Consider the following 14780-nt stretch of genomic DNA (forward strand, 5'->3'; position numbering starts at 1 on the left):
TCGCAGGAGTCGAGCGATGCTTCTCCAAACAACGCAATGTATTCGTTTTCCTTTAAATAAAAGAATCAATGTGCAGGTGGCGTCCCCGATGATTTCAAATCAAAAAACTTTTAATTTAAGTCCATGCATGGCGTCTACGTTACATCAAAAATCACCGAAATAATTTTTACAAGAGAAATCAAAAAACGTACGAAAAGCTGTCTATAAAATAGACGAATCAATGAGAGAAACTTCCTGCAATAAAAAAACATAGAAAAAGAGCAGCCTCAATGGAGGCTGCTCTTTTTTCTGTCTAAATTTTAGTGTAATTTTGTTGGGTATCCGCTATTAATAACAGTCATAATAACAAACCAACCGAATACTGCAGCACTTAATACGTTGAAAACAACACTTAAAAGGTTCTTTTCCTTAATTGCTTGGAATGTACCAACTACAGCTAAAATCGCAACTAGACCAAAAATAACCATTAATAAGTTCATTAAAAATAGACACTCCTTTCGACATCAGAAAATGAATGTCGTAAACAATATTCCTCCTTAATTGTAAACGTTCTACCTGTTTTTGTCGAGAACTAAAATAGTTTAAACTATGAACATTTATCGTCAAATTGTGGCAAAGGTTGTATAATTGAAATTGAGGTGATAACAATGATGAACGTACGAAGTTATTCACTTGGACCTGTCCAAACGAATTGTTATATCGTATCGAATAAAAATAAGGAATGCTTAATATTTGATCCAGGAGAAGAAGCAGATCGCATCATCAAGACTATCCGCAGTAACAATCTAAAACCACTAGCCATCTTTTTAACACATGCACATTTCGACCATATCGGTGCCGTGGATGCTGTCCGTGAGGCTTTTGATGTTCCGGTATGGATTCATGAAAAAGAAGTAAGCTGGTTAGGAGATCCAACAAAAAATGGCTCTAGTAAATACGCAGCATTACCAGATTATATTGTCGGTGCCCCAGCTGAAGAAAATATTATTAAAAAAGAACAGCTATTAGAAATAAGCGATTTTAATTTTAAAGCGATTTTTACGCCAGGACATTCACCAGGTAGTATTTCATATATATTTGCAAATGATGGCTTCGCTATTGTTGGAGATACACTATTTGAACAAAGTGTAGGTCGTACAGATTTACTTGGAGGCTCGACAAAAGTATTACTTACATCCATTCACGATAAGTTATTGACACTACCTGAGGATACTATTATCTACCCCGGTCATGGGAACTATACAACGGTCGGTGCAGAAATGGAAACAAATCCTTTTTTAAATGGTTTTTAAATTAGCTGATAAAGGTAATAGTTAAATATCATTCATTGGAAATATTACATTCTTTTATGATAAAATAAGATAATCATGGAAGGTAGTGGATGGTATCTGTTAAAACGTATATCATTTATATAAGTTGATTGGAGTGGAGACTGGACGCCACCAGGAAGCTTTCCTCTGCGTCAGCGGCAAATGTTTTATTTGTGTGAAAGCGAAGCGGCAGCAACAACAACAACAACAAAGTGCACAGTCGGAACGGAATCAACCTCACGTGATGGTGATCAACCAAATAATAATAGGTGTGATGTAAATGGAATTATTATTGCTATTATCGCTTATTACTGATTTTAGTTATTTAGTACAACATAGTCCATTTATTAAAGTATACATTTATACTATTTTCGATAAAATTGCTGTCATTGATACGAATCTTGACGTATCTATTGACTTAACTGTCAATGTCAATTTCGAAAGTAAAATTTATCCTTCTCATATGTTTCTTAATAAATGGTTGAGAAAAGTAATTTACAGTAAATCAGATAATGACGAAGAATTAAAGTCCCTTTTATAAGAAAAATACTTATAAAAGGGGAGAAATTAATTAATGTTTGAATTTATAACACAACCACTGACAAATTTGCTAGATATTTTCTTTAATTTTACGGGGAGCTATGTAGTGGCCTTAGTGATTTTAACAGTGCTAATACGCTTAATTTTAATGTATCCAAATTATAAATCCTTTAAATCCCAACAAACAATTACACAAACGTCGTTAGGTAATAAGGAAAAATTAATAGAGCTACAATCAAATTTAAGCAAGGCTAAAACAGAAGAAGAGCGTAAAGAATATCAGTTGCAAATCTCTCAAATAATGATGGAAAACTTTTCGGGTATGAAAACAGGTTGTTTAACAGCGCTTATACAATTTCCGATTTTAAGCGGACTGTATTATACCATTACAAAAAACAATGCCATCAAGCATGAGAATTTCTTTTGGTTTAATCTAGGGTCTGCCGATATTTTTATGACAATTATCGCAGGTTTAGCGATGATGATTCAAATTTATATGTCAGTTAAGCTATCTGATAATCGCAATCCACAAATGAAAATAATGATAGTTATGATGCCTATGATGATTGTTATTTCTTCAATTTTCATGCCATCAGCCATCCCATTTTATTGGACAATTTCATCTTTGTGGGTGATATTACAGAGCTTCGTGTTTAATAAATTAAAGCCTGAATTAACTTCATAAAATACAAAATCCCCCTTGCGATTCGTTGGATAGATTAAATAACCAAAATCTAACCATGTAATTGCAAAGGGGATTTTACTATGTCTTGATAGATGATCATGAATCTGGTGAATAAATTTACATAAAAAAAGCATGTCTCACTTTCGATGAGACACGCGTTTTACGTTGTATTAATGACCAGCACCAGGTACGTGAATGAATGTTGTATAGTACGTGAAGCCAGCAAAGAACACAGTTAAATATGCTCCGAAAATGTACATGTACATACGTTCTGAAAGGTTTAAGAAGCCTAATAATAAGAATAAACCTGTATTACCTACGAATAATAGCGATACTTCGTTCATACCACCAAGGTAGAACATAACTGCAAAAATACCTGTCCAGAATGCCATAACTTTATACATATTATCCATGAAGATTTCCCCTCCTTTTGCCCACGACACAATAATCTCTTACTCATTATAAATGATATGAAAGGTATCTGTAAACTGGAACTTCTTCTTCTTTGTGACAAACAATTGGATTTTTAAAAATTAGTTATCGTTTTCTGTCACGTTTATTTCATATTTACATAAATCGCAATTATGTATCATGCTATCAATTTGTACAAAGTCATTGCTTGAATATAACGCATCTACTTGTCCCTTTAAATAGGATTCATGTAAAGAACAAACAATTTCGGAATGAGAAGTAAGCTGCTCCTGGAATGGACAATTAAAAATGGAGAAAGTCACTTTTTTACCATCTTCTGTTTCTTGAACTTGCGGAATATAGCCGATTAATGCTGCATTGTCAGTTAATAGCTGGAGCTTTTGTTCGAAAGAAAGGGTATTATTTAATTGTAACTCAGCATTTACATAATTCTTCATTTGCTGGTAGCCGTCTTGGTAGCTAATGTCCTGGCATTTTTCTAATGCAGATGGTCCAAATTCTTCAATTAATTGGATTGTCCATTTTAATAGTCGATCTTCTTCACGTCTCGGGAACGTTAATGATACACCTTTATCTGCTGCCTTATAAACACGACCAGGTCTACCACCTTTCCCAGTTTTTGCGAAATCAGCGGTAATAATATTGATTTCTGAGAGTTTTGTTAAGTGTAGACGTGCAACATTTGGATGAATACCAAATTTATCAGCGATATTTTGGACCGTTACAGTTTTCTTCTCTTGCAGGATATACTCGTAAATGGAGTATCTAGTTTCATCGGCCAATGTACTAGTAATTTTTAATGGATGGATCATTTACTTCACCTCTATGTATTTTTTTGAATCTTATCTATTCTACCAAGTGTAGGAAAAAAATCATGTTAATTCTATTATATTGCATTATTGAAAAAGATACAGTTCCTTTAGACATAAATATTTACTTTTTCATAGGATTATGTTCGTTTCTAGTGAGAATCTGCATGTTATCCACATTTTTATAGCAAAAAACATGTTTGACAGGAAATTTTATAGCAAATTTTTATTTTAAGAAAAGGGCTTTTCTAGTGACAAATTCGTATCTATACTAGGGATAACGAATAGAGCGGTCATATTCGAATAAACCAGAAGAGGGGTGCGAATATGCAGGACTTAGAAACAATTGTTGAACAAAAATGTGAGCAACTTTTACTAAAGGCCTATCATTTTGGTGCATCAGATTTATTATTAGTTCCAGAAAATGTGGGGTATCGTATTTATTTTCGAAAATATGATAAGTTACTCCAAGCAGGGAAATTACCAAATGATCTTGCGGAACGAATGATTTCTTTTTATAAATTTTTAGCGGCATTAGATATTAGCGAGCGGCGCAAACCCCAAAGCGGCTCCTTTCAGAAAGCTATGGAACAAGATCGATATGCCTTTCGTGTCTCTACACTTCCCTCAGTATTTTTTAAAGAAAGTCTAATTATCCGACTGCTTCTACAAAATCATGCATTCCCACTTACTTCCTTATCCTATTCCAAATATGCAGCAGACATGTTAATGGAATTAGTTAAACATCAACAAGGACTTTTATGTTTTACAGGTGCAACAGGCTCTGGTAAGTCAACATCCTTATATTCCCTTATCGATTACTGTTCGAGAGAGCTGAATCGACATGTCATTTCATTGGAGGACCCTGTAGAAAATAACCAGGCTAATCTTTTGCAGATTCAAGTAAATGAACGAGCTGGCGTTACATATGCTACAGGCTTAAAAGCTATTTTACGCCATTCACCTGACGTTATTATGATTGGGGAGATACGTGATAAAGAGACTGCAAAAATTGCAATCGAAGCTTCATTAACCGGTCATTTAGTGGTCACGACTATCCATGCCAAGGATTCGGTAAACTGCCTTTATCGATTTATTGATTTAGGTGTTTCAATAGAAGAACTTCGCCAAACAGTGGTAGGCATTGTTGCTCAAACACTTTTTCAATCACCAATAATCCAGGAAGATCGCCGTGCATTGTTTGAAATATTAAGCGATGTTCATCTTCAAAGGGCTATCAAAGCAATTATGCAAAAAACTAGCTATGAGCTACCACATGATTTAACGCTTGCAGGTCAAAAAGAATTAATTGAGAGTCAGAACTATGCGAATACCTAAGTTTATTGAAAGGATTCGATTGGAGTACAAAAAAGCAACAAAATGGCGAGTAAAAGAGCAATCCCATTTTTTTGGTCGCTTAAGCGTGTTAATGCAGGAAGGTTATTTATTTTCACAGGCTATTGCTATTCTATTACCTCATCATGTTGAAGGGCATACAGAAATACAAAAGCTAGTCGATGACAAAATGAGGCAAGGTGTCGGTGTTTTAGGGATTTTTGAAATATTGCAAATTCCAAAACAGCATTTAGTAGCCATTACAGTTGCGGAAAAAAATGGGCATATGATTGAGACGTTAAACGGTGTGGCAAAGCAAATAGCTTTAAGTGAAACGACAAAGAAAAAACTAACAAAGCTACTTTTATATCCAGTAGCTCTCATTTTGTTTTTGTTGCTACTGTTTTTCGTATTTCGCACCATTTTCTTTCCAAATATAGAGAAAATGGTAACAAGTCGAACTACTGGGACAGAGGAGACAAGTATTGCTTTGTCAAAAGTATTGTTGCATCTCCCTGATGCATTAATTGTTACAAGTATAGTGGTAATCTGTTGTACTTTGATTTTTTACTTTTTTCTCAAACGTCGTCCGATTTCTCGCCAGTTAAATATTATCTTAAAAATTCCGATAATTCAGATTTATTTACGAATGTCTTTGACGAGACAATTTGCTGCTTATTTAGGAAGTCTATTACAAAGTGGATTTTCATTACAGGCAAGTCTACAAATTTTAGAGGAACAACAACTTCAACCTTTTCTACAATATTTAGCACGAAGTATAAAAGAGCGTGTTGTTTTTGGTGATACGCTGACACAGGCTGTTCATTTGATGACAGTTTGGCAGAAGGATTTCTCTATATTTGTTGATCACGGTGAGCAAAGTGGCTATTTAGGAAAAGAGCTTATACTGTACAGCGAATTATTGACAGAAAAGCAAGAGCAACTATTGCATAAAATCCTTGCATTTGTGCAACCAACCTTTTTTATCATTATTGCAATATGTATAGTTGCCGCCTATGTAAGTTTATTATTACCGATATATCACATGATTGAATTAGTATAGGAGGAAAATTATGAAACATATAAAGAAACAAGCGGGTTTTACATTGATTGAAATGTTAATTGTGCTTTTAATTATTTCGGTTTTGATTTTAATTACAATCCCAAATGTAACGAAACATTTTGCCAGCGTCGATGAAAAGGGCTGTAAAGCGTATATTTCTATGGTACAGGGGCAAGTAGAGGCTTATCGAGTAGATTATATGGCTTATCCAACTATTAATGATTTAGTAACAAAAGGCTATTTAAAGAAGGATGAAACGACCTGCCCTAATAAAGAAGAGATTATGATAACAAATGATGGCGAGGTTCGATTGGCGAAGGCCCCTTCTGATTCCGGTTCTGGTAACTGATGGATGATATAAAAAGTGAGCGTGGTTACACGCTTATCGAAATATTAATTGTATTGTTTATTGTTATGTGTTTGTCAGCAATTGTCGTAAGGTATTCGGCAAAAGCAGCGGAAAATAGGGAGCTTGAGCAGTTTTTTACACAAATTCAATTAGATATACAATATATCCAAACTTATAGTATGGACCAAAGGGATTATATTTCGATAAAGTTTGAGAGTTCATCAAACAGATACATCATTAAAAAGGATATTTTTACAGAATTATTTGAACGATCTTTTCCGAAAGGGGTTGAGTTCTTGCCTTCTTCGAGTTCGATTAACACGATTATATACAACTTTAATGGAAACGTCATTACTCCAGGGACTCTTAGCTTTAAAACGCCCCAAGGTATAAAAAAAGTTGTCATTACATTAGGACGAGGGAGATCGAGAGTTGAATGAATCTGGTTTTTCATTTGTAGAAACGATTTTATCAGTAGTCATTGTTATGTTATTATGCATGACATTAATACCTATTAGTTACACTATGAAAACGACTCTTTACAACAAGAAGTTAGAGGTAATTGCAGCTGAAACCGCCTATGAAGGTTTAAAGCAATACCGCTATTTACAGCAAACGGAAGGAACTAAAACTATTGAGAATGTCAATTTTCGATGGTTTATGAACGAACAGGGGATATGTGTTAGTTTTCAAAATACGCGAGAATTACGCAAAAAATGTATACAACAGACAGGAGAAGTCGATGAATGAGCGAGGCTATACATTATTAGAAGCGTTGTTTCAATTAGTTGTTTATGTGCTTATTGCCCATCTTGCTGTGTTCATTATGCTATGGTTTGCTGAAATGAAAACAACGGTATTATCTGATGAACAGTCAAAGTGGGAGCTTTTTGTTTATGATTTGAATTTGTATTTCAATGATCTTTCATCATTTACGATTCGAAATGATCAAAAGAGAATAACCTTTCAGACTGCAGATACTATCCATAATATTGATTGTTATAGCAATATTATTCGTGATCAAGTAAATGGTGGTCATGTACCTATGCTGATTGGTATTAATCAATGCCGGTTCATATATGAAGAAGATATGGTAACAGTAGCGGTTGAACTTCCGAGTGGTATTAAAAAGGAGCGGTCTTTCTATGTTCCAGTTAATGAAAAATGACAGAGGGGCTATTTTTTTAATCGCAATTGCATTATTATTTTTTGTAACTACTTTTGTTCTTACGTATTGTACGTCTTATGAGGTTCAGTTTCGAACATATGATGGCATAGAAAAGCTGAATGTTCGAGCTACGATAAATTTATTAGGACAAATTTTGTCAGACAGTGTAGAATCGTAGTTATAAGAAGGTGATTCGAATGCGAAAAATATATTTAGTTGGCTTTATGGGCTGCGGAAAAAGTGCGTTAGGAAGACGTTTAAGCTATTTGTTAAAGATGCCATATTATGATATGGATCGTGAAATTGTTAGGCAGCAAGGTATGACAATTCCACAGATATTTGAAAAGTACGGAGAAGCACGTTTTCGAGAAATAGAAACAGAATTTTTGAAAAAATTCCGAGACGAAGCCTGTATTATTTCAACTGGTGGTGGAGTTGCGGTGAATGCTGAAAATCGAAAAATAATGAGACGCAGTGGACTCGTATTTTTCTTAGATGCGACATTCGAAGATATTTACAAACGAATACAGCATGATCCAAACAGGCCAATTGTACAGAGTTCAACGAAAGAGGAGCTAGAGAAGCTGTATCATTACAGAAGAAAGTTCTATCGTGAGGCAGGACATATACAAGTTTTAACAGAGGGTAGAACAATCCGTCAAATTCTTGAGTATTTAGTATTCCAAGTTAAAAGGTTAAAAGGCGAACTATTGTAGATTTGTGTAAAAAGAATGTTCGTGTTTTATTATAATTTAAAAAATGATTGCCTTTTCAATGTGATTAATGTTAGGATATAGACAAATAAGTAACTAAATGTTCATTGAATACTAAATAGTACCAAGATGAATCTTGGGCGGATGATTGTACGGGGAGAGCACGTGTAGACGTCACCGAAGGAGCAAATAGCAAAATGTTATGAATCTCTCAGGTAAAAGGACTCGTATAAGACGCAACTCTGGAGAGAGCTGTGGTACAACAGCCACCAAAGGGGAAAGCCGGCTGATTGGCATTGAAGGTATGCGAGCCAGTCTGGTGTAACTTTCAGGTTTAAGGACAGAGAATCCCGAAAAGGGGTTCGTCTGTCTTTTTTTTGTGTCAAAATGTCTTACCTATAGTTGATGGTTTATCTTTAATGGATGAACTAACATGGAAAGCATGACTGTACAGATAAAAAACAGACGAACTACTACCAGTAAAAAATGAAACTGTAAGGGGGCAAAAACAATGACGAATGAATTAAAACGTACACCTCTATTTGAAGAATACGCAAAGCATAATGGTAAAACAATTGACTTTGGTGGGTGGGAATTACCAGTGCAATTCTCTTCTATTAAAGAAGAGCATGACGCAGTACGTAATCGTGCTGGCTTATTTGATGTTTCACATATGGGTGAAATTTTAGTAACTGGACCTGATTCATTAAAATTTTTACAAAATCTTTTGACAAATGATATTTCAAAAATTGCAACAGGTCAAGCGCAATATAATGCAATGTGCTATGAAGATGGTGGTGTTGTCGATGATTTATTAACGTATAAATTAGCAGATAATCATTATTTATTGTGCGTCAATGCAGCAAATATTGAAAAAGATTATGACTGGATGATGGAAAATCAACATCAATATGATGTGACAATCGACAATCAATCAGATGCATATGCACAAATTGCCCTTCAAGGTCCATTAGCAGAAGAGGTTCTTCAAACATTAACAGATACTGATTTACAAACGATTAAATACTTCCGTTTCCAAGCAGATGTTGAAGTTGCAGGACATAAAGCATTAGTATCTCGTAGCGGTTACACAGGAGAAGATGGTTTTGAACTATACGGCTCTCCGGAAGATATTAAAGCATTATGGAGTAAAATCTTGGATGCTGGAAAAGACAAAGGTGTTGTTCCAGCAGGTTTAGGCTGCCGTGATACACTTCGTTTTGAAGCAGGTCTTCCATTATATGGGCAAGAGTTATCAGCGACAATTTCACCTCTTGAGGCTGGTATCGGTTTTGCTGTGAAGTTAAATAAAGAGGATTTTAATGGTCATGATGCATTAGTGGCACAAAAAGAAGGTGGACTGTCACGTAAAATTGTAGGCATTGAAATGATCGATAAAGGAATTCCTCGTCATGGCTACAAAGTGTTTAAGGATGGTAAGGAAATCGGTGAAGTGACAACAGGTACACAGCTTCCTTCCTCTAAACGTAATGTTGGTCACGCCTTAATTGACAGTCAATTCGCAACTATCGGAACTGAACTGGAAATTGAAATTCGTGGTAAGCACTTAAAAGTAGTAACAGTAGAAACACCGTTTTACAAGCGTTCAAAATAATAGTTGAAAAGAGGGACCTACATTTATGAAACATCGTTATTTACCAATGACGGAACAAGATAAACAAGAAATGTTAGACGTAATCGGTGTATCCTCAGTTGATGAGTTATTTGGGGATATTCCAGAAAAAGTACGTTTTAAAGGCCTATATGATATTAAAGATGCAAAATCTGAATCAGCTTTATTAAAAGAATTAACGGCACTTGCCGCGAAAAATAAAGATACAAATGCTAACGTATCATTTTTAGGTGCAGGCGTATACAACCACTATAAACCAATTATCGTAGACCATGTTATTTCTCGCTCAGAGTTTTATACAGCGTATACTCCATATCAACCAGAAATTTCACAAGGGGAATTACAAGCAATTTTTGAATTCCAAACGATGATTGCAGAGCTTACAGGTATGGATCTTGCAAACTCTTCTATGTATGATGGTGGAACAGCATTAGCTGAAGCAGGTATGCTTGCAGCTGGGCATACACGTCGTAAGAAAATTTTAGTATCTGAAACGGTTCATCCTGAGTATCGCGATGTCGTTGCTACATATGCATATGGTCAATCCATTGAAATTGTTACTGTTCCACATAAAGATGGTGTGACAGATGTAGAAGCTTTGAAAGAGCAAATTGATGACAATACAGCAGCTGTAATTGCACAATATCCTAACTTCTTTGGTCAGATAGAGGACTTACAAGTAATTGGCGATATTGCACATGAGGCAAAAAGTCTATTTGTCGTATCTTCAAACCCACTTTCACTTGGGGTTTTAACACCTCCTGGTAAGCTAGGTGCTGATATTTGTGTAGGGGACGCACAAGTTTTCGGTATTTCTGAAGCATTCGGTGGTCCGCACTGTGGTTTCTTTGCAGTAACAACGAAACTAATGCGTAAAGTTCCAGGTCGTCTTGTTGGTGAAACAGTAGATGGTGAAGGTCGTCGTGGTTATGTTTTAACATTGCAAGCCCGTGAACAACATATCCGTCGTGATAAGGCAACATCAAATATTTGTTCGAACCAAGCGCTTCTTGCACTTGCTGCTTCTGTCGCAATGACTGCCCTAGGTAAGCAAGGTGTTCGTGAAATGGCTATGCAAAATATCGCGAAAACTCGCTATGCTAAAAATGCCTTTGAAGCGGCGGGCTTCACAGTAGCATTCCAAGGTGCACACTTTAACGAAATCGTTGTGAAAACAAATAAATGTGTGAAAGAAATTAATAAAGGCTTAATTGATAAAGGTATCATCGGTGGTTATCCTTTAAGTCAAACATATGACTCTCTTAAAAATCACGTGCTAATTGCTGTAACAGAATTACGCACGAAGGAAGAAATTGATGCACTAGTTGCAGAAATGGGGGCTCTTAATGCATAACGAAAATCAATCACTCATTTTTGAAATTTCCAAAGAAGGTCGCGTAGGCTACAGCTTAGAAGCACTTGATGTACCAGAGGTAGATCTTGCAGATTTACTTCCAGCAAACTTAGTACGTGCGGAAGCGGCGGAATTACCAGAGGTTTCTGAGCTTGATATTATGCGTCACTATACTGCACTTTCTCGTCGAAACCACGGTGTAGATTCAGGCTTCTACCCTCTTGGCTCTTGTACGATGAAATATAATCCTAAAATTAATGAGGCTGTTGCACGAATTTCTGGTTTTGCCAATGTTCACCCATTACAGGATGAATCAACTGTTCAAGGTGCAATGGAGCTTCTTTATGATCTACAAACTTCATTAGTTGAAATTACAGGTATGGATGAAGTGACATTACAACCAGCGGCAGGTGCACATGGTGAATGGACAGCATTAATGATGATTCGTGCCTTCCATGAGGCAAACGGTGAAGGTCATCGTAATAAAGTGATTGTTCCTGACTCTGCTCACGGTACGAACCCAGCATCGGCAACTGTTGCAGGCTTTGAAACTATCACTGTTAAATCAGATGAAAATGGTTTAGTAGATATTGAGGATTTACGCAAAGTAGTTGGTGCTGATACAGCTGCATTAATGCTAACAAATCCAAATACACTTGGTCTATTTGAAGAAAACATTATCGAAATGGCAGAGCTTATTCACTCTGTTGGCGGTAAAGTATACTATGACGGTGCTAACTTAAACGCAGTTATGAGTAAAGCACGTCCTGGTGATATGGGCTTTGACTGCGTCCACTTAAATTTACACAAAACATTTACAGGTCCTCACGGTGGCGGTGGCCCTGGTTCAGGTCCAGTAGGTGTAAAAGCAGATTTAATTCCATTCCTGCCAAAACCAGTTTTAGTAAGAACGGAGGAAGGAACATATCACTTCGATTACGACCGTCCACAATCAATCGGACGTGTTAAACCTTACTACGGTAACTTTGGAATCAACGTACGAGCATACACTTATATCCGTACAATGGGTCCAGATGGCTTAAAAGCTGTAACAGAATACGCTGTACTAAACGCAAACTATATGATGCGTCGCTTAGAGCCATTCTACGATCTACCATATAACCGTCATTGTAAGCATGAATTTGTATTATCAGGTCGTCGTCAAAAGAAACTTGGCGTTCGTACTTTAGATATCGCAAAACGTCTGTTAGACTTTGGCTACCATCCACCAACAACTTACTTCCCATTAAATGTGGAAGAGGCATTAATGATCGAGCCAACAGAAACAGAATCTAAAGAAACATTAGATGCATTCTGCGATGTAATGATTCAAATTGCAAAAGAAGCAGAAGAAAATCCATCAATCGTACAAGAAGCACCGCATACTACAGTCGTATCTCGCTTAGACGAAACACGCGCTGCTCGTACACCTGTGCTACGTTACCAAAAAGCATAAATAACTACTAGAAGGCGTCCAATGAGTTTGTTGGGCGTCTTTTTTTATTATTTTGGGGGCATTTTAAATGCAATAGATGCGGATTCAATTTAGGCGGAATGTAGATTAGGCTCTCAGAAAATGGATAGAAGAAGTAGGGCCTAATAGGACCTGCAGAGTGCGGATAGCACTGTCAAAGTGATGGATAGAACTAAAAAATCATGGATAAAACCATACGTTACTATTTTAAAGTTCAAAGTAAGGGGCTACCTAATTGTAGCCCCTTAGTTCTATAGAGAAGAATCCAAATTTATCGAGAAATTCCTAATTGCCCTACCTATGCATTTTCAGATTCCTTGTTAATACCTAAATAAGTAAATGACCTCCAAATATATTCTAATGGTCCGTAGCGGAATTTGGATAGCCAAAGCTTACTAAAAATCACTTGGAAAACAAAAATGACAATAGCGATGATGATGGCTGTCGTTAAGTGGAGTTTTCCGTATACGCCAAATGCAAATGGTCCAAATAACAATGTACAAATGATAGATTGGCCGATATAGTTTGTGAAGGCCATTCTTCCAGGGAACGCTAACCACTGTAAAACTTTCTTCCCTTTAACCGTGTGATAAATAAAGATCAAACTAATAGCATAAAAGATTGTTAGGAGTGGTGAGCTAATAGATTGAACAGCTGAAAAGTTTTCTAAAAGGAAAGGTAATATCCAGCACAATATTCCACCAAAAATCAATGTTAGTAACCATATAATGAAAAAGCCTTTTCGATATTCCTCGAAACGATGAATCCATTTTTTCTTCGCAACAGCTGCTCCGAATAAGAACATTAGTAAGTACGGAAGATTTGTAAATAAATATAATATAGGGTTTCCTAGAGAAAGAACATATAGTCCATTACGCATTGTATAAAAAGTTCTTTCCATAAAATTAGCATTCATTAATTCTTGAAAACTCCCATTTTGATGGGCATCTATCGTTAATTGCATAAGTTGATGACTTTCCTCTGACATGGTCATTGACATCATCGTAGAATCGGAGAATAGAGCTCCTAACGTTACTAATCCAAAAAGCAAGCTATATAAAGTTAGGCTAATGATTAACATAGCATTAGGTTTTAACTTATGCATGAAAAGGAGTAATAACCCTAAGATTGCATAGTCTGTTAAAATATCCCCAAACCAAATGAAATATGCATGGATACAACCGAAAATAAATAATGCAATAAGTCGTCTAAAATAAATTCCCCAAAAGTTTAGTTGCTTTGCAGCGGCTCTTTCCTGCATAATGACCATTCCAAAACCGAACAGCATAGAAAACAGCATAACAAATTTCCCATCGATAAACATAGAAAGAATAGTATGAACTGTAAAATCGGCTTGATTCCAAAAAGAAGTCCATTCATTTTTAAAACTTAGATCTTCTTGCATATAAGCCGGATAAAGGAACCAAACAATATTGGCTAATATAATTCCTAATAATGCGAATCCCCTTAATACATCGAGTGTTTCAATCCGCTCATTAGCAGCTATGGGTGAAAGCTTATGCTTCATAAAATCATCCTTTTTATTTTTATTGTTCTTTCAACAAGTCTCTACGTTGTTGAAAAAACTTTGCTAATGACACTTTAAATTATAATTATCAGGATTTTATAAGGGGATACAGGAAAAAAATATGGAACATCTATAAAAATAAATTCTTCTTTCTTCATCCATTTGAGTGAACGAGAAGAATCGAAACTGATATAGTTCTGTTGAATTTATTGACAGAAATTCATAAAGTGGATGAGGCGAAGTATTACGAAAATTAGTATGTTTTGCGGAAAATGATACATAATCTATTATTTTTTAGCGATTAATAGAAAATTCTGTTGATTAAATGTAAAGTGATAGTATAATGAAGGTGTAGTTACATTTATGGTTATTAATTCCTTGTAAAAT

Annotated in this window: 17 protein-coding genes and 1 riboswitch; of the genes, 13 read left to right on the plus strand and 4 right to left on the minus strand. The window is 35.7% G+C overall.

The genetic code is table 11. The features are described 5' to 3' along the window. Positions 1 to 299: 299 nt before the first annotated feature. Positions 300 to 479, minus strand: coding sequence for a DUF2759 domain-containing protein (locus MOK21_RS08880; protein ID WP_249073585.1), 180 nt, complete (start codon positions 477 to 479; stop codon positions 300 to 302). A 168-nt stretch (positions 480 to 647) separates the two neighbouring features. Between MOK21_RS08880 and MOK21_RS08885 the strand changes: the two genes are divergently transcribed. After that, on the plus strand, positions 648 to 1292 hold the full coding sequence (locus MOK21_RS08885; RefSeq protein WP_249073586.1) for an MBL fold metallo-hydrolase: 645 nt from the start codon (positions 648 to 650) through the stop codon (positions 1290 to 1292). A 592-nt stretch (positions 1293 to 1884) separates the two neighbouring features. Continuing rightward, a complete protein-coding gene (locus MOK21_RS08890; protein ID WP_249073587.1) occupies positions 1885 to 2535 on the plus strand; it encodes a YidC/Oxa1 family membrane protein insertase in 651 nt (216 codons plus the stop codon). A gap of 170 nt (positions 2536 to 2705) precedes the next feature. On the opposite strand, the gene MOK21_RS08895 is transcribed toward MOK21_RS08890, so the two are convergent. Beyond that, positions 2706 to 2948, minus strand: coding sequence for a DUF2626 family protein (locus MOK21_RS08895; RefSeq protein ID WP_010859821.1), 243 nt, complete (start codon positions 2946 to 2948; stop codon positions 2706 to 2708). A gap of 120 nt (positions 2949 to 3068) precedes the next feature. Next, the gene (locus MOK21_RS08900) at positions 3069 to 3779 is read right to left on the minus strand and encodes a helix-turn-helix transcriptional regulator (protein ID WP_249073588.1); all 711 of its coding nucleotides are present in this window, start codon (positions 3777 to 3779) and stop codon (positions 3069 to 3071) included. Positions 3780 to 4103: 324 nt separating this feature from the next. Here MOK21_RS08900 and comGA point away from each other — a divergent pair, with 324 nt between their 5' ends. From comGA to gcvPB, 11 genes are all read left to right on the plus strand, one after another. Then, positions 4104 to 5114, plus strand: coding sequence for a competence type IV pilus ATPase ComGA (gene comGA / locus MOK21_RS08905; RefSeq protein WP_249073589.1), 1011 nt, complete (start codon positions 4104 to 4106; stop codon positions 5112 to 5114). A 19-nt stretch (positions 5115 to 5133) separates the two neighbouring features. After that, positions 5134 to 6174 carry a competence type IV pilus assembly protein ComGB gene (gene comGB, locus MOK21_RS08910; RefSeq protein WP_249073590.1) on the plus strand — a complete coding sequence of 347 codons (1041 nt, stop codon included), beginning with the start codon at positions 5134 to 5136 and terminating at the stop codon, positions 6172 to 6174. A gap of 10 nt (positions 6175 to 6184) precedes the next feature. Beyond that, positions 6185 to 6523 (plus strand): competence type IV pilus major pilin ComGC, encoded by a 339-nt coding sequence (gene comGC / locus MOK21_RS08915; protein ID WP_249073591.1) that lies wholly within the window; start codon positions 6185 to 6187, stop codon positions 6521 to 6523. Beyond that, positions 6523 to 6963 carry a competence type IV pilus minor pilin ComGD gene (gene comGD / locus MOK21_RS08920; protein WP_249073592.1) on the plus strand — a complete coding sequence of 147 codons (441 nt, stop codon included), beginning with the start codon at positions 6523 to 6525 and terminating at the stop codon, positions 6961 to 6963. Before comGC ends, comGD begins: the two co-directional genes overlap by 1 nt. Continuing rightward, entirely contained in the window at positions 6956 to 7273 is a 318-nt protein-coding gene (locus MOK21_RS08925) for a type II secretion system protein (RefSeq protein WP_249073593.1), read from the plus strand. Before comGD ends, MOK21_RS08925 begins: the two co-directional genes overlap by 8 nt. Continuing rightward, positions 7266 to 7691 (plus strand): competence type IV pilus minor pilin ComGF, encoded by a 426-nt coding sequence (gene comGF, locus MOK21_RS08930; RefSeq protein ID WP_249073594.1) that lies wholly within the window; start codon positions 7266 to 7268, stop codon positions 7689 to 7691. The genes MOK21_RS08925 and comGF overlap by 8 nt, the downstream gene beginning before the upstream one ends. Further along, the gene (locus MOK21_RS08935; RefSeq protein ID WP_249073595.1) at positions 7669 to 7869 is read left to right on the plus strand and encodes a hypothetical protein; all 201 of its coding nucleotides are present in this window, start codon (positions 7669 to 7671) and stop codon (positions 7867 to 7869) included. The genes comGF and MOK21_RS08935 overlap by 23 nt, the downstream gene beginning before the upstream one ends. Positions 7870 to 7888: 19 nt before the next feature. Then, complete coding sequence (locus tag MOK21_RS08940) at positions 7889 to 8407, plus strand: shikimate kinase (RefSeq protein ID WP_249073596.1); 519 nt, start codon at positions 7889 to 7891, stop codon at positions 8405 to 8407. A gap of 141 nt (positions 8408 to 8548) precedes the next feature. After that, positions 8549 to 8641: riboswitch (glycine riboswitch) on the plus strand. A 274-nt stretch (positions 8642 to 8915) separates the two neighbouring features. Then, a complete protein-coding gene (gene gcvT / locus MOK21_RS08945; protein ID WP_249073597.1) occupies positions 8916 to 10019 on the plus strand; it encodes a glycine cleavage system aminomethyltransferase GcvT in 1104 nt (367 codons plus the stop codon). A 25-nt stretch (positions 10020 to 10044) separates the two neighbouring features. Next, entirely contained in the window at positions 10045 to 11391 is a 1347-nt protein-coding gene (gcvPA, locus tag MOK21_RS08950) for an aminomethyl-transferring glycine dehydrogenase subunit GcvPA (RefSeq protein ID WP_249073598.1), read from the plus strand. After that, entirely contained in the window at positions 11384 to 12847 is a 1464-nt protein-coding gene (gcvPB, locus tag MOK21_RS08955) for an aminomethyl-transferring glycine dehydrogenase subunit GcvPB (RefSeq protein WP_249073599.1), read from the plus strand. Before gcvPA ends, gcvPB begins: the two co-directional genes overlap by 8 nt. Positions 12848 to 13163: 316 nt before the next feature. Here gcvPB and MOK21_RS08960 read toward each other — a convergent pair whose 3' ends face one another. After that, complete coding sequence (locus tag MOK21_RS08960; protein WP_249073600.1) at positions 13164 to 14393, minus strand: DUF418 domain-containing protein; 1230 nt, start codon at positions 14391 to 14393, stop codon at positions 13164 to 13166. Positions 14394 to 14780 lie beyond the last annotated feature (387 nt).

The organism is Lysinibacillus sp. BPa_S21 (assembly GCF_023337795.1).
In the GTDB taxonomy this organism is placed as follows: domain Bacteria; phylum Bacillota; class Bacilli; order Bacillales_A; family Planococcaceae; genus Lysinibacillus.